18 protein-coding genes are annotated in these 18,444 nt (G+C 63.2%); 6 read left to right on the plus strand and 12 right to left on the minus strand.

The window, feature by feature from the left end:
* Positions 1 to 16 precede the first annotated feature (16 nt).
* Complete coding sequence (locus ACFVSJ_RS03500; protein WP_387434467.1) at positions 17 to 715, plus strand: DsbA family oxidoreductase; 699 nt, start codon at positions 17 to 19, stop codon at positions 713 to 715.
* 99 nt (positions 716 to 814) lie between these two features.
* On the opposite strand, the gene ACFVSJ_RS03505 is transcribed toward ACFVSJ_RS03500, so the two are convergent.
* The 5 genes from ACFVSJ_RS03505 to ACFVSJ_RS03525 all read right to left on the minus strand — a co-directional run bounded on the left by ACFVSJ_RS03505 (position 815) and on the right by ACFVSJ_RS03525 (position 6,816).
* Positions 815 to 2,353, minus strand: a complete 1,539-nt coding sequence (locus ACFVSJ_RS03505) for an alpha-N-arabinofuranosidase (RefSeq protein WP_387434470.1) — start codon at positions 2,351 to 2,353, stop codon at positions 815 to 817.
* A gap of 43 nt (positions 2,354 to 2,396) precedes the next feature.
* A complete protein-coding gene (locus ACFVSJ_RS03510; RefSeq protein WP_387434472.1) occupies positions 2,397 to 3,293 on the minus strand; it encodes a carbohydrate ABC transporter permease in 897 nt (298 codons plus the stop codon).
* A gap of 2 nt (positions 3,294 to 3,295) precedes the next feature.
* Positions 3,296 to 4,243 (minus strand): carbohydrate ABC transporter permease, encoded by a 948-nt coding sequence (locus ACFVSJ_RS03515; protein WP_387434474.1) that lies wholly within the window; start codon positions 4,241 to 4,243, stop codon positions 3,296 to 3,298.
* 36 nt (positions 4,244 to 4,279) lie between these two features.
* The gene (locus ACFVSJ_RS03520) at positions 4,280 to 5,614 is read right to left on the minus strand and encodes an extracellular solute-binding protein (RefSeq protein WP_387434476.1); all 1,335 of its coding nucleotides are present in this window, start codon (positions 5,612 to 5,614) and stop codon (positions 4,280 to 4,282) included.
* Between the two features lie 200 nt (positions 5,615 to 5,814).
* Positions 5,815 to 6,816: a LacI family DNA-binding transcriptional regulator gene (locus ACFVSJ_RS03525; RefSeq protein WP_387434478.1), complete on the minus strand. Its 1,002-nt coding sequence runs from the start codon at positions 6,814 to 6,816 to the stop codon at positions 5,815 to 5,817.
* Positions 6,817 to 6,958: 142 nt separating this feature from the next.
* On the opposite strand from ACFVSJ_RS03525, the gene ACFVSJ_RS03530 reads away from it, so the two are divergent.
* Entirely contained in the window at positions 6,959 to 7,645 is a 687-nt protein-coding gene (locus ACFVSJ_RS03530; protein ID WP_387434480.1) for a TetR/AcrR family transcriptional regulator, read from the plus strand.
* 37 nt (positions 7,646 to 7,682) lie between these two features.
* Here the strand turns inward: ACFVSJ_RS03530 and ACFVSJ_RS03535 are convergent, their stop codons facing one another.
* Positions 7,683 to 8,354 carry a LytR C-terminal domain-containing protein gene (locus ACFVSJ_RS03535; protein WP_387434483.1) on the minus strand — a complete coding sequence of 224 codons (672 nt, stop codon included), beginning with the start codon at positions 8,352 to 8,354 and terminating at the stop codon, positions 7,683 to 7,685.
* The gene (locus tag ACFVSJ_RS03540) at positions 8,347 to 8,646 is read right to left on the minus strand and encodes a type II toxin-antitoxin system VapB family antitoxin (protein ID WP_021471645.1); all 300 of its coding nucleotides are present in this window, start codon (positions 8,644 to 8,646) and stop codon (positions 8,347 to 8,349) included. Before ACFVSJ_RS03540 ends, ACFVSJ_RS03535 begins: the two co-directional genes overlap by 8 nt.
* Before the next feature lie 137 nt (positions 8,647 to 8,783).
* Between ACFVSJ_RS03540 and ACFVSJ_RS03545 the strand changes: the two genes are divergently transcribed.
* Together ACFVSJ_RS03545 and ACFVSJ_RS03550 are read left to right on the plus strand one after the other, a co-directional pair.
* A complete protein-coding gene (locus tag ACFVSJ_RS03545; protein ID WP_387434487.1) occupies positions 8,784 to 9,704 on the plus strand; it encodes a hypothetical protein in 921 nt (306 codons plus the stop codon).
* Positions 9,705 to 9,810: 106 nt separating this feature from the next.
* Positions 9,811 to 11,340, plus strand: a complete 1,530-nt coding sequence (locus tag ACFVSJ_RS03550; RefSeq protein ID WP_387434783.1) for a stealth family protein — start codon at positions 9,811 to 9,813, stop codon at positions 11,338 to 11,340.
* Here the strand turns inward: ACFVSJ_RS03550 and ACFVSJ_RS03555 are convergent.
* From ACFVSJ_RS03555 to ACFVSJ_RS03570, 4 genes are all read right to left on the minus strand, one after another.
* A complete protein-coding gene (locus ACFVSJ_RS03555) occupies positions 11,318 to 12,283 on the minus strand; it encodes a phosphodiesterase (RefSeq protein ID WP_387434489.1) in 966 nt (321 codons plus the stop codon). The genes ACFVSJ_RS03550 and ACFVSJ_RS03555 overlap by 23 nt on opposite strands.
* Before the next feature lie 140 nt (positions 12,284 to 12,423).
* Positions 12,424 to 12,906 carry a glutathione peroxidase gene (locus tag ACFVSJ_RS03560; RefSeq protein WP_387434492.1) on the minus strand — a complete coding sequence of 161 codons (483 nt, stop codon included), beginning with the start codon at positions 12,904 to 12,906 and terminating at the stop codon, positions 12,424 to 12,426.
* A 100-nt stretch (positions 12,907 to 13,006) separates the two neighbouring features.
* A complete protein-coding gene (locus ACFVSJ_RS03565) occupies positions 13,007 to 14,518 on the minus strand; it encodes a peptidoglycan DD-metalloendopeptidase family protein (protein ID WP_387434494.1) in 1,512 nt (503 codons plus the stop codon).
* Between the two features lie 183 nt (positions 14,519 to 14,701).
* Positions 14,702 to 15,079, minus strand: coding sequence for a MarR family winged helix-turn-helix transcriptional regulator (locus ACFVSJ_RS03570; RefSeq protein WP_387434496.1), 378 nt, complete (start codon positions 15,077 to 15,079; stop codon positions 14,702 to 14,704).
* A gap of 96 nt (positions 15,080 to 15,175) precedes the next feature.
* Here ACFVSJ_RS03570 and ACFVSJ_RS03575 point away from each other — a divergent pair, with 96 nt between their 5' ends.
* A complete protein-coding gene (locus ACFVSJ_RS03575; protein WP_387434498.1) occupies positions 15,176 to 16,615 on the plus strand; it encodes an MFS transporter in 1,440 nt (479 codons plus the stop codon).
* Between the two features lie 10 nt (positions 16,616 to 16,625).
* Positions 16,626 to 17,543 carry an oxygenase MpaB family protein gene (locus tag ACFVSJ_RS03580; protein WP_387434500.1) on the plus strand — a complete coding sequence of 306 codons (918 nt, stop codon included), beginning with the start codon at positions 16,626 to 16,628 and terminating at the stop codon, positions 17,541 to 17,543.
* Positions 17,544 to 17,662: 119 nt separating this feature from the next.
* On the opposite strand, the gene ACFVSJ_RS03585 is transcribed toward ACFVSJ_RS03580, so the two are convergent.
* The gene (locus ACFVSJ_RS03585) at positions 17,663 to 18,232 is read right to left on the minus strand and encodes a DUF3800 domain-containing protein (protein WP_387434502.1); all 570 of its coding nucleotides are present in this window, start codon (positions 18,230 to 18,232) and stop codon (positions 17,663 to 17,665) included.
* Positions 18,233 to 18,444 lie beyond the last annotated feature (212 nt).

Below are 18,444 nucleotides of genomic sequence, written 5' to 3' on the forward strand. Positions count from 1 at the left end.
AACGGTTGACGAAACCATGAAGATTGAGATCTGGTCCGATGTCGCCTGCCCGTGGTGCTACATCGGCAAGCGCCGTTTTGAAACTGCCCTGGCACAGTTCCCGCACCGTGAATCCGTCGATGTCCAGTGGAAGAGCTACCAGCTGGATCCTTCCGTCCCCGAGCACTACGACGGTACGGAACTGGACTACCTGAGCAAGCGCAAGGGCATGGCTCCGGAGCAGGTCAAGCAGATGTTCGCCCACGTCACCGAGACTGCCAAGGGCGAGGGCCTGGATTATCACTTCGACAAGGTTGTTGTGGCCAACAGCTTCACGGCTCACCGGCTGATCCACCTCGCGGCCACCCATGGCAAGCAGGACGCCGCCAAGGAACAATTGCTGAGCGACCACTTTGAGCACGGCAAGGACATCGGCAACCAGGAGTACCTCACGGAACTCGGGGCCGCCCTGCAGCTCCCGGAGGAAGAAGTCGCCGAACTGTTCACCACGGACAAGTTCACCGACGAAGTTACCCAGGACATCAACGAGGCCCGCGCCATTGGCGTGACCGGCGTTCCGTTCTTCGTTATCGACCGCAAGTACGGCATCTCGGGCGCCCAACCGGCCGAGCTCTTCAGCCAGGCTTTGAACCAGGCCTGGCAGGAAGCCAATCCGCTCATCCCGGTGGGCGCCTCCGACGCCGAAGCCTGCGGCCCGGACGGCTGCGCAGTTTAGCCAGCCAGCCGCCGTCGTGCATCAACCCAACTAGGTCGCAGTAGTGCGCGTTTAGAGCGGTCTAAACGCGCTTAACTGCGACCTAGTTGGGTTCCGGCGCTAGGCTTTCGCCACTTCAAGCTCGACGACGGCCCAAGACAGGGCGGGCAGCGTCAGGCGCAGCTCGGAGCCACTGGCTTTGACGTTCTCCAGCGGCGTCAGCCCCACGCGTTCCGGCTGGGACTGGCTGTTGATGGTGAAGCGGTCGCCGCCGTCGGGAATCTCCAGGACCTCCGCCCGCAGAACCTTCCGGGCGTCGAAACCACGCAGGGCGGTTTCGACGTCGGCCGCCTCTTCCAGGCCGCGGTTGGCGAAGAAGAGCGCGAGCCGCCCGGTCTCCTCATTCCACGTCGCGCTGACGTCCACCAGGTCCGTGTCGCCGAAGCGGGCATTGGAGTACTTGTCCGAGTCCACGGACAGCTGCAGGATCTGCCCCTTGGCCAGCTCCGCCATGCGGGCGAACGGGTGGAAGATGGTCTGCTTCCATGCGGGCCCGTTTTCCTCGGACAGGATCGGCGCGATCACGTTGACCAGCTGGGCCTGGTTGGCGATCTTGACGCGATCGCCGTGGCGCAGCAGCGAATTGAGCAGCGTGCCCACCACCACGGCATCCGTCACGTTGTACTTGTCCTCGATAACCCGCGGGTGCTCGCGCCACGGCCCCTTGACGATGTTGCGCAGCTGGTCCTCGGTGTCCCGGCCCCGCTGATACCAGACATTCCACTCGTCGAAGGACAGGTTGATGTGCTTCTTGTGCTTGCCCTTGGCCCGGACAGCGTCCGCTGTGGCAATGACCGACTCGATGAAGAAGTCGGTGTCGACGGCGGACGCCAGGAAGCTGCCGACGTCGCCTTCTTCTTCGAAGTAGTAGGCGTGGAGGGAAACGTAGTCCACCTCGTCATAGGTGTGCGTGAGGACAGTCTGCTCCCACTCGCCGAACGTGGGCATCGCGGATTTTGAGCTGCCGCATGCCACGAGTTCAATGGACGGATCCACGTATCGCATGGCCTTGGCGGCTTCCTGTGCCAGGCGGCCGTATTCGTCTGCCGTCTTGTGCCCGATCTGCCACGGCCCGTCCATCTCGTTGCCCAGGCACCAGAGCTTGATATCGAACGGATCCTTGTGGCCGTTCTTCGCCCTGAGGTCCGACCAGTACGTGCCAGATGGATGGTTGGAGTACTCAACAATGGCGCGGGCTTCTTCCACTCCCTTGGTGCCCAGGTTGATGGCCTCCATGATTTCGGTGCCGGCCTGCCTGGACCAGTCCACGAATTCGTGCAGGCCGAACGCGTTGGTCTCTACCGTGTGCCACGCACCGTCAAGCCGGCGGGGCCTGTTTTCCCGCGGGCCGATGCCGTCCTCCCAGTTGTAACCGGAGACGAAGTTGCCGCCGGGATACCGGATCACGGTGGCACCGAGTTCCTTGACGAGTTTCAGGACGTCCTGCCGGAAACCGTGCTCGTCGGCTTCCGGGTGGCCGGGTTCGTAGATGCCGGTGTAGACACAGCGGCCCATGTGCTCCACGAAGGAGCCGAAGAGGCGGCGGGGTACTTCCCCCACCGTGAAGTCGCGGTCGAGGGTGATGCGTGCGCGGGACATGGTTCTCCTTCTAGGTGGTTCAGGTCTGGGTGCGTCGGTGCGCTTAGGTTCCGGCAAGTCCGGTGGTGGAAATGCCCTTGATGATCTGGCGCTGGAAGAACAGGAAGACGAGGATCAGCGGCAGCGCTGCGAGAAGCGCGGATGCCATGTTCTGGGCGTACTGCACGCCGTAGGCGCTCTTGATGGTTTGCAGTCCGACCGGAAGGGTCAGCAGCGAGTCGTCGTTGGTGGAGATGAACGGCCACAGGAAGTTGTTCCATGCGCCGATGAAGACGAAGATCGCGACGGCGGCCAGGATCGGCCGGGACAACGGAAGGATGATCTGCAGGAAGATACGGATCCGGCTGGCTCCGTCCATCACGGCTGCTTCCTCAAGTTCATGCGGAATCTGGTCGAAGAACCTCTTGAGGACAAACACCATGGCGGGGTGGATCACCTGAGGGAGGATGATGGCCCACGGGGTATCGATCATTTTGAACGCGAGCATTTGGTAGAAGAGCGGAATCATGAGCACCGGTGGCGGCACGATGATCGACGCGATAATCACGGTCATCAGCACCTTCTTGCCCTTGAACTCGATCCTGGACAGTGCGTAGGCAATGAAGGCGGAGATCACCAGCGTGATGAGCGTGATGGCCGCGGAGGTGTACAGCGAGTTCCACGTCCAGAGCGGGATGTTGCCGGCTTGGAACACGCTGGCGAAAGCATCGAACGTAAAGCCCGACGGCGGGAACCAGCTGACCTTGGACGCCGAGGCATCCGCTTCGGATTTGAAGGCGGTGACCGTTGCCCAGGCGAAAGGAACCAGCCAGAGGACGGCCAGGATCGCAGCGACCACGACGGCGGTGATCTTGCCCGCCGTCAGCTTCTTGCGTGGTTGGCGGATGATTTGGCCGGAATTAACGCGCGGAACGGATCGGGTGAGGGTTGTATTTGCCATGGCTATGCACTCCTGCGGCGGGTGATGACGAACTGCAGGGCGGAAACCAGCACGATCAGTCCGAAGAAAATGTAGGAGATGGCTGCGGAGTATCCCAGCCGGTATCCGGTGAACCCGGTTTCGAAGATGTACTGCACCACCGGACGGGTGGATCCGCCCGGGCCGCCGGAGGTCATCTGGTAGATCTGGTCAAACACCTTCAGCGAGGCGAGGATCTGGAGCAGCACGATCATCACCGTGGTGGGCGTGAGCTGCGGCAGCGTGATGGAGAAGAACTGCCGCCACGCTCCGGCGCCGTCCAGTGATGCCGCTTCGTAGTGCTGTGCGGGGATGTTTTGCATGGCCGCCAGGTAGAGGAGGAAGTTGAACCCAACCGTCCACCAAAGCGTTGCGATCACGATTGACCACATGGCCACATTGGGATCGTTGAGCCATCCGACCTTCGGGATGCCGAACTTGGACAGCAAATCGTTGATCAGGCCAAGCTGCGGGTTGTACATCCAGACGAAGAACAGGGAAACAACCGTGGATGCGAGCAGGTACGGGGCGAAGTAGGAAAGCCGCCAGAGCCACTGGGCTGGAAGGCCGATGTTCAACAGCGCCGCCATCACCAACGCAACAAGCACCAGTGGAACCGTGCTGATCACGGTGAAATAGAGGGTGTTGCCCAGGGAACGCCACATTCCGGCGTCGGCAAAAGCCTCGGAATAGTTGGCGAAACCAAGGAGGGCGTCGTTGGCTCCGGTGAGGGATTTACCCGTCAGGCTCATGTAGAAGCCGTACAGGATGGGCCATACGAGGAATACCAGGAAGAACACGAGGAACGGGGCCGCGAATGCCCAGCCGCTCACGTTGTCCCTGCTTCTGCGCAGGGAGGGGCCGGTCTTGATGCCGGGTTCAGTTGTTGTCCGTGCTTGGCGGGTCTGCCGGGACAGAGTAGAGGAACTCATGAAGGACTCCTTTGTCGCTCGGTGTGCTGGTGCCGGTCAGACCGGGTTGGGCCGGTAGAGAAGGTCGTTGGTGCGGGCCACGAAGCCGTCCCAACCGTCCTGTGCCTTGCTGCGTCCCAGAAGTACGTTCTGGATGAACTCGGCGAAATAGTTCTGCCAGTCAGAGCCGGATCCACTGAACCAGGCCTCAGGGTCGTAAGAGATGATCTCTGCCGCATTGGCGTAGTGGACTTGCGGGGTGAGTTCCTTGTAAGCCTGTGACTGCACCACGGGCTGGTACGCCGGGATATGGCCTGCCTCGGCCCACGACAACGAACCCTTGAGGATGTCGCTGACGAACTTGTAGACGTCCCTGCGCTTTTCCTCATCGACGGCCAACTGCCGCGGAAGGACGAACGAGTGCGAATCGGCGTACGAAGCCGGCGTCCCGTACAGAGTGGGAATGGTGAGCGCGTCAACGGGCAGCTTTGCCTTCTTCATGGTGGGCAGTTCCCAGCCACCACTGAAGAGCATTCCCGAGTCGCCCCGGACGAACTCCGCAATGCCCGTGTTGATGTCGTTGCCCTTGGCCGCGATGGTGTCGTCAAACAGCGTTGCCATGAACTCCAGCGACTCTACGGCCGCGTCCCGGTTGGCCTGCATGGGTTGGCCGGGAGTCAGGACGATTTCGGCCCCGTGCTGCTTGTAGAGCGTGTAGAACAGGCGCCACATCTGTGAGCCGAGGTTCAGGTAGCCGAAGGACAAGCCGTGGGCTTTGGTGACTTTCTGCATCTCCAGTGCCATGGCTTTGAACCCGTCCGGCGACGTTGCCTCCTGCAACTGGCCGTTGCTTTCCAGCAACCCCGCTTTGCCGGCTATGTCCGTGTTGTAGAACATGATGAAAGGGTGGGAATCCAGTGCCAGGGAGAACACTTTTCCGTTTTGCTGGCTCTTTTCCCAGATGCGCGGTGCAAAGTTCTCCGGGGTGATGCCGTTCTCCGCCAGCAGGCCCAAATCCCAGGGCTCAATGAGGCCGCCTGGCGCGTATCCGGGAACGCGGCTTGCGTGCATGATGGCTACTTCCGGCGGACGGCCGCCTGCCGATGCCATGGCGAGCTTGGTGTAGTAGGGCGCACCCCAGGCCAACACTGTGGGGTGGACTTTGAAGCCCGGATTCCCCTTGTTGGCGTTGGCGATCATGGCCTGCATCTTGGTGCCGTCACCACCCGAGAGCAGATGCCAGAAATTGATGGTCTGGTCCGGAGCGCCTTGGGCCTGGCCCCCGCAACCCGAAAGGGCGCCCATCATGCCCAAGCCACCCAACGCCGCTGATCCCTTGAACAGCTGTCTCCGGGATAAGTTCCTCCCGGCAATCGATTCAAACTGCTTCACCCGTCACTCCTTTGGAGGGTCCGCTGAAAATCACTGCTTCATTGCAAATCCGGTTCCGGTGCGTCCACGATCCGGGTGAAGGGTGGCCCAGTGGGTGGTGACGCAGGTCTCACATTACATCGATGTAAAACGCAGGGCAAGAGAAAATTGTTAGCGCAAACAATTTTCCCTGATGGGCCTTCCAACGGCCCGAAAAAGTTTCAGCCTCCGCTGCTGGCCCGCTCCACGATCGAATAGTCCACACGCACCAAGCGCTGGGCGTCCCCGCGGCTGCCCATCCGCTCCGTCAGCAAGCGGATGGCCTCAACCGCAATGCTCCGCTTATCGAAGGAGACGGTGGTCAACGGCGGCACGGCGAACCGCCCATCGGCAATATCATCGAAGCCGGCCACGGCAATATCCTCGGGAACCCGGATGCCGCGCTCCCACAGCACATGGAGCGCACCCAGGGCCATCGAGTCCGTGAAACAAAACAACGCTTCTGGTACCGGATGCGAACCCAGGTACTCCGCGAGCGCTTGGGCTGCCGACTCGGTAGTCCACCGTTCACAGCGGATCAGGAGATCCTCGTCCACCTGGATACCGAGCGATTCCAGCGCCGCTTCGTAGCCGGCCGCCCGGTGGATGGCAGTGGATGAGTGGCGGCCGCGATTTATGCCGAGAACAGCGATCCGCCGGCGCCCGGGACGCGCCAGGGCCAGGGTCATGTCCCGGGCAGCACCGAAGCTGTCCACGTAGACACGGTCCGCCAGGTGCTGGGTTACTTCTCCGAGGAGGACCACCGGCGGCAGCGAAACGCCGACTTTGACGGCGCTCTCCTGAAGGACCACGGGATTCAAAATGAGTCCGTCCACCAGGTTGGAGCGGGCCTTGGTCATCAGGTCCTGTTCACGTTGCGGGTCCAAACCGGTTTCCTCGATCTGGACACTCCAGCCCTGCTCGTGGGCCACCTCCACAATGTGGTGTGCAATCTCGGCGGAGAACGGCGTGGCCAGGTCCGGCAGGGCCAGCGCGATCACTCCCGAGCGGCCGTTACGGAGCCCTCGCGCAGACAAATTGGGAACGTAGTCCAGATCCGCCATGGCCTGCTCCACCCGGAGCCGCGTGGGAGCGCTGACCGGCACGATTCCGTTCATGACGTTCGAGACGGTTTTAGGTGACACTCCTGCGCGGCGCGCTACATCCTTGACCGTTGCCCGCAACAGTCCCCCTTTTGAATTTTGTCCGGTTGAGTCGATGCTACGCGAGCCTGCCCCCTCCGGACCGGATTTTGAGAGGCTCGAGGAGGCAACAGACGGACACACAGTCACCCGTCTTGCTGACAGATCCCTGTAAAGTGTCTATATGCCAAGGATCACGGCCGCCACGAATGCTGCCCAACGCGCCGAGACCCAACGACGAATCCTCACCGCGTTCGGAGAGCTGCTTTTCACCCACGGCCTCCCCGGCCTCACCATGACGGACGTCGCCCGCCACGCAGGCGTGGGCCGCACCGCCGTCTACAACTACTACGCGGACATGGAGCAACTGCTCATCGCGTACGCTCTGGATGAGACCGAGCGTTTCATCGTGGACCTCCGTGATTCGCTGGCTGCGTTGGAGAACCCCGTGGACCGCCTGGCGCTCTACGTCCGCGCCCAGGTGGAAGACCTCAGCCGGCGGCACCTGCCCCCCGGACCGGCGATGGCCGCAGTCCTCTCCCCCGGTTCCTTCTCCAAGCTCGCAGACCATGTGGGCGAGCTGAACATCCTGCTGGAGGACATCCTCAACGACGGCGTGCGGCAGGGCTACCTGCCGGACATCGACGTCGCCCAGCTGGCGCGGCTCATCCACGGAACGCTCTCGGCCAGCGCCGCCCGGCGCAACCGGACGCCCGACGGCGAGACTCCCCTCCCGGCCCCGCTTGCCGACGTCGAAAGCGCCACAGCGCAGACGGTGCGGTTTATCCAGCTGGGCGCCGGAGCGCGTTTCGACGACGCCGGCCGCCCGGTCCGCGATGGCTCCGCGGACACCCAGCTGGGTCGCACTTAAGCGCGTTTTGAGAGCTCTAAACGCGCACTAATGCGACCTAGTTGGGTCCCGAGGGATTCGTAGGGATGATGGGCCACTTGGTACTGTCCACGATCCGCAGGTCCTCCCGGGGGCAACCGAGTTTCCCGGGCGTCTGGTCCACGAGTTGCGGCTCAACCAGGCCTTGGTACCCCGGCGTAAGGACCACGTCCACGGACTCGTCTTCGCGATTGTCCTGGAAGTAATCGGTGCCGGCGAGGTTGCGCTGGACGTTGAACGCGGCAGCCTGGCCCTTGACCCCGGAAATGACGACGCCAACGCCGGAGTAGGCAGTATCGCTGTTGTCCACGGAGCCCATCTTGTAGCCACGCGCCGCGAACTGGTCCGCGACAGTGCGGGCCAGGCCACTGCGGGAGGTGGCATTGAAGACGTTGAGGTTCACCGTTTCGTTCGGAATGTAATCGAACGTGGTGGTGGGACACAGGCTCACTGGAGCTTTGCTTGCGACGGCGGTGGGAACTTTGATGACGCCGTTCATCACCGCCCACGCTCCAACGGCCCCGGCAGCGATCACGCCGATCAGGAGCACCAGGACAATGCCATGGAAGAGCCTGCGCCCGAACCGGGAAGGAGGCACGGCGGTGTCCTCCGCGAAAGTCGCCCGAAGCTCGGCTCCCGTCACCACATGGTGCCCGTGCAGCCGGGAGACGTCCTGCGGACGGCTAGCCATCGATCACCAACACGCGTGCGTGGATCGCAGTCCGCTGGTGCAGCGCGGTCCGGACCGCCCGGTGCAAGCCGTCCTCGAGGTACATGACGCCTTGGTACTGGACCACGTGGGGGAACAAATCACCGAAAAATGTTGAATCCTCGGCCAACAATGCCTCCAAATCCAAAGTGCGCTTGGTGGTCACCAGCTCATCGAGCCGGACGGGCCGTGGTGGGAGGGCTGCCCAGTCCCGCGGCGCAGAGTATCCATGGTCAGGGTACGGGCGTCCCTCGCCCACAGCTTTGAAGATCACCCTGCAAGCCTATGGGCGTTGCTGCCCTAACGGAACTTGTGACCCGCGGCACAGGAAGGTTGTAGCCAAATGGTGACTATCCTTTCGTGCTGCGTCACAGCTGTGGAGGAGAGACTGCGGACTGACAGAATAGGGGCATGACTCAACCGCTCCAAGGCACTGACCGGACCGCTGCCCGGAAAGCCCCGGCCCTCGCGCTGCTGCTCGACGTCGATGGCCCCATCGCCAGCCCCGTGACGCGGGACGTCAAACCGGACATCATCGCGGACCTCGTGGCCCTGGCCTCCGCCGGCATCCCGGTCATCTTCAACACCGGCCGCTCGGACGCTTTCATCGCCGAGCAGGTCATGGAGCCGATGATCGCCGCAGGCATGCCCTCCGGCACCGTCATCCATGCCATCTGCGAAAAGGGCGCGGTCTGGTTCAGCTACACCGCTGCCGGCCCCGGACCGATCCACGTGGACCACGAGCTTGCCGTACCCAAGGCCTACGGTGACGATATCCGCAGGCTCGTTGCCGAGGACTACTCCGCCCACATGTTCTTCGACGAGACCAAGCGCGCCATGGTCTCGGTGGAACAGCACCTGGATGTAGCCAGCGAGGACTACCTTGCGGAACAGAAACTCTTCGACGCCGATGCCCTGGAGATCCTCACCCGGCACGGCCTGAACGCAGCCCTCCTGGACCACCATGCACCGGAATCGGACGACGCTGCCGACTACCGCCTGGACCCCACCATCATTTCCACGGACATCGAATCCGTGCGCCTCGGCAAGGACCTGGGCGCCAGCCGCGCCGTCGAACTCCTCGCCGCCCAGGGCATCACGCCGCTGGCCTGGCGGACGGTGGGCGATTCCCGCACGGACTACGCCATGGCAGACTGGCTCCACCACAACGACCACGACGTCAAGCACGTGGATGTGCGCCCCGCGGACGGCGTGCCCGTCAAGCCGTACACCATCCTCACCGCAGCCGACCTTGAGCTGGCGGACGACGTCATCCACGACGACGCCGGCGGAGCCTTCCTGCGCAGCTGGCGTGAAGCACTGAACATCTAAGAAGCCGGTCCACCCACGCACCACGGAACAGTACGGAGAAGCAGCCATCACTGAAGCACAGGTCGATCCGGTTTACCACGGCAGCCCCACCGTCGAAGAGGACGCAATCGTCGAGGCGGTCTCGCCTTCCGTCGTTGCGCACCTCAAGCACAGGTCCGACGTCGTCCGTCACCGCGGGCGGTACGCGCTGGTGAATGCGGACCTCACGCCACAGCAGGCCATGGTGTCCGACCTTCTGGCCGTCCGGGCAGCCCTGGACGCTGCCGGCGTCGATTTCATCCTGGTGCGCGGCAACGACGAACGGCCCGTCATCGCCGTCGATTGGGAGTCCCGCAAGGCAGTCCGGGACGCACTGGTGGAAGCGTTCCGGAACGAGCCCTTCTACTCGATGACCGTGGACGCCAAGAAAAAGGCCTCGGTGCTGGTGGCCGACGGCGAGCTCTCCGCCAACCGCAAGTCCCGCATCTTCCGCTTGTACACGCCGCGCGTCGAGACCGGGGGCGGCCTCTGGTATGGCCCTGCCCTCGGTGTCCAGCTGGAGCTGTGGCGCTTCGACGGCGACCGGTTGGAATTGCCCGTGGAGAACTCCCTGACCCGCCGGACGTTGCTGCGCCAGGACGCGGTCCGCGGTTCCGTGCAACGTCATGGACTCGAATGGCCCACCATCGAGAACATGTTCGCCGACCACGCGAGCGACATCGACTTTGACGTGGACATTGTCTTCTCATGGGTGGACGGCAGCGACCCCGAGTACATTGCCCGCAGGCGCGCCCAGCAGGCCGAAGCCGTCCTCGGCGAGGGCGATGACCACGAGGCCCGTTACCGCCAGATCGACGAGCTCAAGTACGCGTTGCGTTCGGTGCATATGTTCGCACCGTGGATCCGCCGCATTTTCATCGCCACGGACTCCCCTGCCCCCGCCTGGCTCGCGGAGCACCCCAAAGTGAGGATTGTCCGCAGCGAGGAGTTCTTCGCTGATCCTTCCGTGCTGCCAACGCACAATTCACAGGCAGTGGAATGCCAGCTCCACCACATCGATGGACTCTCGGAGCATTTCCTGTACTCCAATGACGACATGTTCTTCGGCCGTCCCGTGGGTCCGGACATGTTCTTCACGCCCGGAGGCATCACCAAGTTCATCGAAGCCAACACCAGGATCGGCCTGGGCGAAAACGACGCCGAACGCAGCGGCTTCGAAAACGCGGCACGCGTCAACCGCAAGCTCCTCTGGGAGCGCTTCGGCCGGATCACCACCCGGCACCTGGAACACACGGCCGCCCCGATCCGCCGCAGCGTGGTGGCGCAGATGGAGAAGGAGTTCCCTGCCGAGTTCACCAAGACCGCGGCAAGCCGTTTCCGGGCCGCGGACAACATCTCGGTGACCAACTCCTTCTACCACTACTACGCGCTCCTGACGGGCCGTGCAGTTACCCAGACCAATGCCAAGGTCAAGTACGTGGACACCACCCTGTGGTCCGGGCTCCACTACCTGCCGAAGCTGCTGGCCAAGCGCAACATGGACCTTTTCTGCCTCAACGACGGCAGCTTCCCCGAGGTCCACGCCGACGAACGCGCCGGACTGGTCACGGACTTCCTGGAGAAGTACTTCCCGGTCAAGGCACCCTGGGAGAAGTAGCGCCGTTCGGCGAAACAGTGACGCGCTGCTGGCGGGGCCGGCTGGTGCGTGGGTGTTTCGGGATGGTGATTCCCGCTTCGCTGAGCCGCCTCTGGACCTCTTCGGCATCAACGGGCTCACCCACTGTCACGCCGCCGGACATGGGCACCACCGAGTGCACAATCGTGTGCTCGTAGACGTGGACCATGTTGTAGGACTGGGCACCGTCCCGCCCGCGCTGTCCACCGGCTTTCACCCCGAGGTCCTGCGTGTAGCACGTGGCCGAGGCGACCGAGACCGGGATGCCGGCGAAGCCCGCCGTCGTGGAGTAGTGCAGGTGGCCGCCCAGGATGGTGCGGACGTCCGTATCACGCACGACGTCGGCCAGCGCGGCCTGGCCGCGCAGCTCCACCAGGACTGCGAGGTCCTGGACGCACGGGACGGGTGGGTGGTGCAGCGCCAGGATGGTGCCGTCGGGAGCCGGGGTGGAAAGCTCGTCCGCGAGCCATTCGAGCTGCGCGTCCGACAATTCCCCGTGGTGGTAGCCGGGCACGGTGGTATCCAGGGTGATGATCCGCAGGCCGTTGACGAAGTAGCTGCGGTCCATGGGATCTTCTGGCCTGCTGTTCTCCGAAGCATCGAGGAACGCCGAGCGGAAGTTTGCCCGATCGTCGTGGTTGCCCATCGCCCAGATCGCCTTGGCTCCCAGTGCATCGCAGACGGGTTCGATCATGTCGCGGAGCCGTCGGTACGCTTCCAGTTCGCCTCTGTCAGCGAGGTCACCGGTGAAAATGATGGCTTCGGGCTTCAGCCTGGAAGCGATGATCTGATCGCAGATCTCCTGCAGCCTGGCAGCGCTGTCCACCGAACCGTAGAGTGTGCCGGGTCCACCCACCAGGTGAAGATCGCTCAAGTGCAACAGCACATGACCTGGTTTCGGGTACTCGGCCTCGATGAGCTCCATAGCTGCCTTAGCGTTAAGTGGGAGACGGCGCCTCCCGTGTAACCCCAGTAGGACCAATCCAACCAGACAGGAAGCCAACAACTGGCTAATATCCGGCGGAATGTTGGAAAATTACTTTCCTCCTTTCTGGAATTCCCGGCTTATGCCAAAGCCTTTTCCACTGCTTCTACAAGGTCTTCGGAGTCAGGCTCCACAGCGGATGGGAACCTCGCGATCAATTCGCCGGAGCGGTTGATGACGAACTTTTCGAAGTTCCACTTCACCTTCACCGGCTGGCCGTCCTGGTCCTGGGTGAGTTCCGAAAACAGCGCGTGCTGCTCCTTGCCCAGCACATTGGCCTTGGCGGTCAGCAGGAAGGAAACGCCAAAGTTACGCTCGCAGAATTCGGCAATTTCCTGGTCCGTTCCCGGTTCCTGGCCGGCAAACTGGTTGCAGGGCACACCAAGGATCTCCAGGCCGTCTTCGCGGTACTTCGCGTACAACTCCTCCAGGCCGGCGTACTGGCGCGTGTAACCACACTTCGAGGCGACGTTGACCACCAGCACCGCTTTGCCCTCGAACCGGCCGAAATCAGCTTCGGAGCCATCGTTGAAGGTGAGGGGGATGTTGTAGAGGGTGCTCATGGATCGCTTCCTGACGACGTCGGCTGGCGGGATTGCCGCCATCGAGCTTACGGGAGCTTCGTAAGGGCCACGAAACGCGGGGTGTCCGCGTTTCGCCGCGCTACGGGGTGGGAAGAATGAGGCTGGACAACGGCACCGTGGTGCCGTCAGGCTTCCGGACCAGGCCCGGAGCGATGAGGACGTATCCAGGCGGCAGAACCACCGTCGGAAGGGTGGCGGCCAGCGTCGGCACTGGCGCAGGAGCCGGAGCCACGGGCGCCACAGGCTGGGTCACCACGGGAGCAGGAGCGACAACCACAGGCGCCGGAGCAGGAGCCACGACGGCGGGAGCCGAAGCGACGGGCGCGGGCGCGACAGCCGCGGGCGCCGGAGTGGCGGAGGTAGCCGGTGCCGGGGTAGTCACAGCAGGCGCCGAAGGTGCCACGGTGGTGCTCGGAGCCGGCGTAACCGTAGGGCTCGGCGAAGGCGTGGCAGTCGCGGTCGGAGCCGGCGTAACCGTAGCGCTCGGCGAAGGCGTCACGGTCGCAGACGGCGAAGGCGTGGCAGTCGCCGTCGGACTCGGCGTAACCGTAGCGCTCGGCGTAGGCGTGGCAGTCGCCGTCGGATTCGGCGTAGCCGTCGCAGAAGGCGACGGGGTACCGGTAGATCCACCCGGCGTGCCGCTGGTACCACCCGGGTTGCTGGGCGAAGGCGTGACCGGCGGGGGAACATCTTCCTCGTGTTCGCCGCCGATCACGGCCCGGTTGGTGCCGTCCGAAACCGGGACGGCCCACTGCGGCGAGCTGGAACCGGTGCCAACGCCAGGCTGGTAGTTCACCATGGTGATCGGCTGGAGCGGATCCACCTGCTTGGTGGGCAGGAGCTGCCACTGGTTCGGGTTGGTGTGGAGTCCGTTGACGATTGTCTCGAAGTGAAGGTGGCAGCCCGTGGACCAACCGGTGGTTCCTACCTCGGCGATCACCTGGCCCACGCGTACGCTCTGGCCTTGGGTCACCCCGATGGCCTGGAGGTGGTTGTACGTGGTCACAAGGCCGTTGCCGTGCTCGATCTCCACACGGTTTCCGCCGCCCCAGATGTGCCAGCCCACGGCCTTGACGACGCCGGAGTCGGCCGCGTAGACGCGTGTCCCGCAAGCAGCTGCGTAGTCCTGGCCCCAGTGGAATTCCCCGGGAAGCCCGGTGAGGGGGCTGTAGCGGTAGCCATAGGGCGAGCTTGGATTCAGCACTTCCAAGGGCGCATAGAGATAGCCGGCAGGCGGACGTGCCAGACCCGCCGATGCGACGTTCAGGGCGCCTGATCCGTCGGCGCCGACAGCGCGGACCAGCGCCCGGTCGAAGAAGACCATGGGCGTTCCGGCGGTTTGCTGCGGAGGTTCGGGCAGGTTGTCCATCACCATGGTTTCGGCCTCGGGCGGCGTGAGACTGCCCAGGGCGCCCGGCCCAACCACCCCTGTTGCCGACGCGCCCTCAAACGTGGAGGACGCGGAGGTCAGCGGTTGGAATCCGAAAGCGAAGAACGCGGCCACGGCGAGGGTTGCGGCGAAGAAAACGCGGCGGAAACCCTCGGTGCGCACCAGGATGGCAACCCGGTCTGATTCATGATGCTTGCCCACAAAAAACACTCCCCAAAAGCCAGCGGCACCAAACCCCAGCCTGGCGTGCAAGCACCATTGTTGCCGTTCTCAGGGCGAAAATAAAGTCTTCGAGGTTGCGTGCGGGTGAAAGGTTGGCTCAGTTTTTCCTCAAGAAATCTTGAGCTTTGGGGAAGGCGGGACACTTCGCCGTCGCGGCACGGCTCAGGCCAGGTTTTCCTTGAGCAATGCGCGGTGCTCAATGGCGGCGGACGCGTGCAGCGAGCGGCCCGCTTCAGTGAGCTCAAGGAAGAGGGACCGGCGGTCGTCCGAACAGGTTTGACGTGAAACCAGGCCGGCTTTTTCGAGCCTGTCCACCACTTTGGAGACAGCGCTTTGGGTCATGGGAGTCCGCTCCCCCAGTTGCTTCATGCGGCAGGCGGCGTCGGTGCTTTCGGCCACCAAATCCAGGATCTCGAACTCATTCAGGCCGATGTCGAACTTTGCCTCGAGGGCGCGGTCCAAGGCTCCGGCGGTGCGGAAGTAGGAGTCCTGAATGCTGCGCCACTGCTCAACCAGTTGGCGGTCACGCGTCGTTGCCATGTTCAGATTCTAGTTCATAACGCCGTTTGAATCCACGTCATAAAATGACGTGTCATATTCCTTGTCATTGAATGACGCGTCATATAGATTGATCGCATGACATCACCCACCACCCTTCAAAGACCTGCCGATGCCCTGGTTTCAGCAGTCCGCTGGACGCGGGCCCAATGGCTCCTGCTGATGGTTGTCTGCACCGTCCTGGCATTGGACGGCCTCGACGTTTCCATGGTTGGCGTTGCCCTGCCCTCCATCGGACACGAACTCAACCTCGGCACCGATTCCCTGCAATGGATCGTCTCCGCCTACGTCCTTGGCTACGGAAGCCTGCTGCTCCTGGGTGGGCGGCTCGCGGACCTGTTGGGCCGCCGTCGTATCTTCCTCATCGCCTTGTCGGTCTTCGCCGCGGCATCGCTCCTGGGCGGCGTGGTTGACGATCCCGCCATCCTGATCGCCACGCGGTTTGTGAAGGGCCTCGCGGCGGCTTTCACCGCACCCACCGGTTTCTCGATCATCACCACCAACTTCGCCGAGGGCCGGGCCCGCAACAAGGCGCTCTCCATCTTCACCACCTTCGGTGCCAGCGGGTTCTCCTTGGGCCTGGTGGTCGGCGGCCTCATGACAAGCCTCAGCTGGCGGTGGACGTTCCTTGTCTCGGTGCCCATCGCAGTCATCGTGGTGCTGCTGGGCATCAGGTTCATCCCGAAGGACAAGCCGTCCGCGGAGAACAGCGGGCACGATATCTGGGGCGCAGTCACGCTCGCACTGGGCATGCTTGGCCTGGTTTACACCTTGGTTTCCGCGCCGGAGCAAGGCTGGGGATCTGTGGCAACTATCGCCGGATTCGCAGTCTCCGTCGCGGTGCTGGCAGCCTTCGCCATCATCGAGAACAAGGTGAAGCACCCGCTGATCCGCTTCGGCATCCTCAAGGAAGGCTGGGTGGCCCGGGCCAACCTCAGTGCCGTCGGGTTGTTTGGCTCCTACCTGAGCTTCCAATTCATCGTCACCATGTTCCTGCAGTCCGTCCTGGGGTGGACGCCACTGGGCATGGCATTGGCCCTGCTGCCCGCCGGTTTGCTCGTGGCCACGAGTGCGCCGTTCGCTGACCGGCTCATCGAGAAGTTCGGCGCCACGCAACTCATCCTCACCGGGCTCACGGCCCTGGGCCTTGGCTACGTCCTCTTCCTGAGGGTGGGAACCACGCCCAACTACGCCTTGGACATCCTCCCGTCCGTGGTACTGCTGGGCATCGGCTTCGCCTTGGCCTTCCCGTCCATCAACGTCCAGGCCACTGCGGGGATCAAGGACTCGGAGCAGGGACTCGCGGCCGGCTTGATCCAGACAAGCACCCAGGTTGGCGCGGCACTGGTCCTCGCCGTCACCACCGCGTTGGTCAGCGGCCACGGCCAAACCGCCGGCACCGTCAGCGCCCAGGCCATGCTGGACCAGTACCGTCCGGGACTCATCCTGAGTGCCGCCGTCGCCATTGCCGCCCTGCTGGTGGCAGCGGCACCTGCCAAGCGCCGCGCCCGCGTGTAATTTGTAAGGCATGAGGAATCTCTTCCTCGAATACAGGCACGAGCTCCAGCGGACGTTCACGGGAACATCCGGAACGCCGCCGGAGTGGGTGCCGCGCCTTGCTGAAGGGAACGACGCCGGGTATCACCTTCCGGGGTCGGCGGTCTGGGCTGTGCACGGTTCAATGTCCACCATCGTGGCCGGAATCCGCGTACTCCTCATGCAGGCACTTCATCCGGGAGCCCTGGCCGGCGTCTACGAGCACTCCGGCTTCAAGGACGACCCCCTCGGCCGGCTCGCCACCACCATCCGCTGGATCTTCACGGTTACCTATGGATCCACCGAAGCAGCGGAGGCGGCGAGCGGCCGGGTCCGGAAGATCCACGAACACGTCAGAGGCTCATATGTGGATGGAAACGGCGTCCAGCGCGACTACGCTGCCAACGATCCCGAACTGCTGCGGTGGGTGCACGTGACCTACGCGGAGTCGTTCCTGACGGCCCACCGTATGTTCGGCGGACCCATCCCGGGCGGACCGGACGGCTACGTCCGCGAATGGGCCACGGCGGGGCGGCTCATGGGAGTGCATTATCCGCCCCTCACCGAGGCTGCCCTTCACAGGGAAATCGAGGAATGGCACTCTTCCGGCGTGCTTCGCGCGGACGAACGCTTGGCCGAAACCGTGGCCTTCATCCGCCACCCTCCACTTAGCCCGCTCCTGAAGCCCGGCTACCGCATTCTGTTCGCAGCCGCCGTCGAGAGTCTTGAACCCAAGTACCGGGAGATGCTGGGGCTCCGGAAGGCCAGGCTCGGTCCGTTCCCGATGCCCGCAATCCCGGCAGCAAGAGTCGCGCTGGCCATGGTGCGGCTGGCCCTGGGCCGGCGCGGTCCGAGCGAACTGGCGGCGAGGCAGCGGCTCAAGCGGCTTGGCTGGCCGCTTGGGGGATAGTGATCGGGCAGAGATGGTGTGAGTGGTAGATTAATACCTGCAAGGCCCTAGGCAGTTCGCGTGACTGTACACAGGGTCTTGCATCCCGCGGACCCTCCGATTTTCGGAGGGTTCTTGCGTTAAGAGTCCGAAAACCAAATCATTCCGTCGTCCGATCCGTCCGGCCAGTGCTTCCTCAGCCGGGAGTACGCAATCGCCGCTGCAGGCATAACACTGTTGGTCGTGCCCCAGATTTCAGGATGCGCCTGTAAATGCCGGTGATACGAGCAATAGGCAATCAAGTCCGCTGCCTGAATCAGCTGGTTGTAACGGCTGTCCTGCATGATGACGTCTTCGATGATCCGTCTTCCTGAAATCTCCAGGCCTCGATGGACTTTTCTGTAGGCGGCCGCATTCCTCGCGGCTGACACCCACTGCTCCTTGCCCGCCGGCGTATCCCCGGTGTCGTCGTCGAGCAGGTGCTTGAAGCCTTGCAAACCGTCGTAGAAGACCACCAGGTAGGTGTCCTCCGCGCGGGCCCAGTCGTCCAGGTATGCAACCACTTGCGCGTACAGTTCATGGTTTCGCGTCGTTGCCATCCCGAAGCTGACAACATGAAAATCGCCGTAATCAGCGAGTGCCTTGAGGAGCACCCGGCTCGCGGCAGCGCGTGCGGTTTTTCTCCTGATGGATCCGGCGACGCCCCTCAAGCCAGGCTTTCAAAAGTCCTGTCCAGTGTTTGTCTTCCACGAGTATTGCGGCCATGGTGGACCCAACCCTGGAATCTCCCGAGTCGTCGATATAGCAGAAATACACCAGCCGTTCCTCCCGCACAGAGAGCCCCCAAAACGAGCTCTCCTGTATGTGCGCGGGGTTGATGGTTTCTGACGTCGAATCCGTGAAACAAGGGTTGGCTCCCGCC

It is taken from the genome of Paenarthrobacter sp. NPDC058040, assembly GCF_042885775.1.
GTDB lineage: Bacteria > Actinomycetota > Actinomycetes > Actinomycetales > Micrococcaceae > Arthrobacter.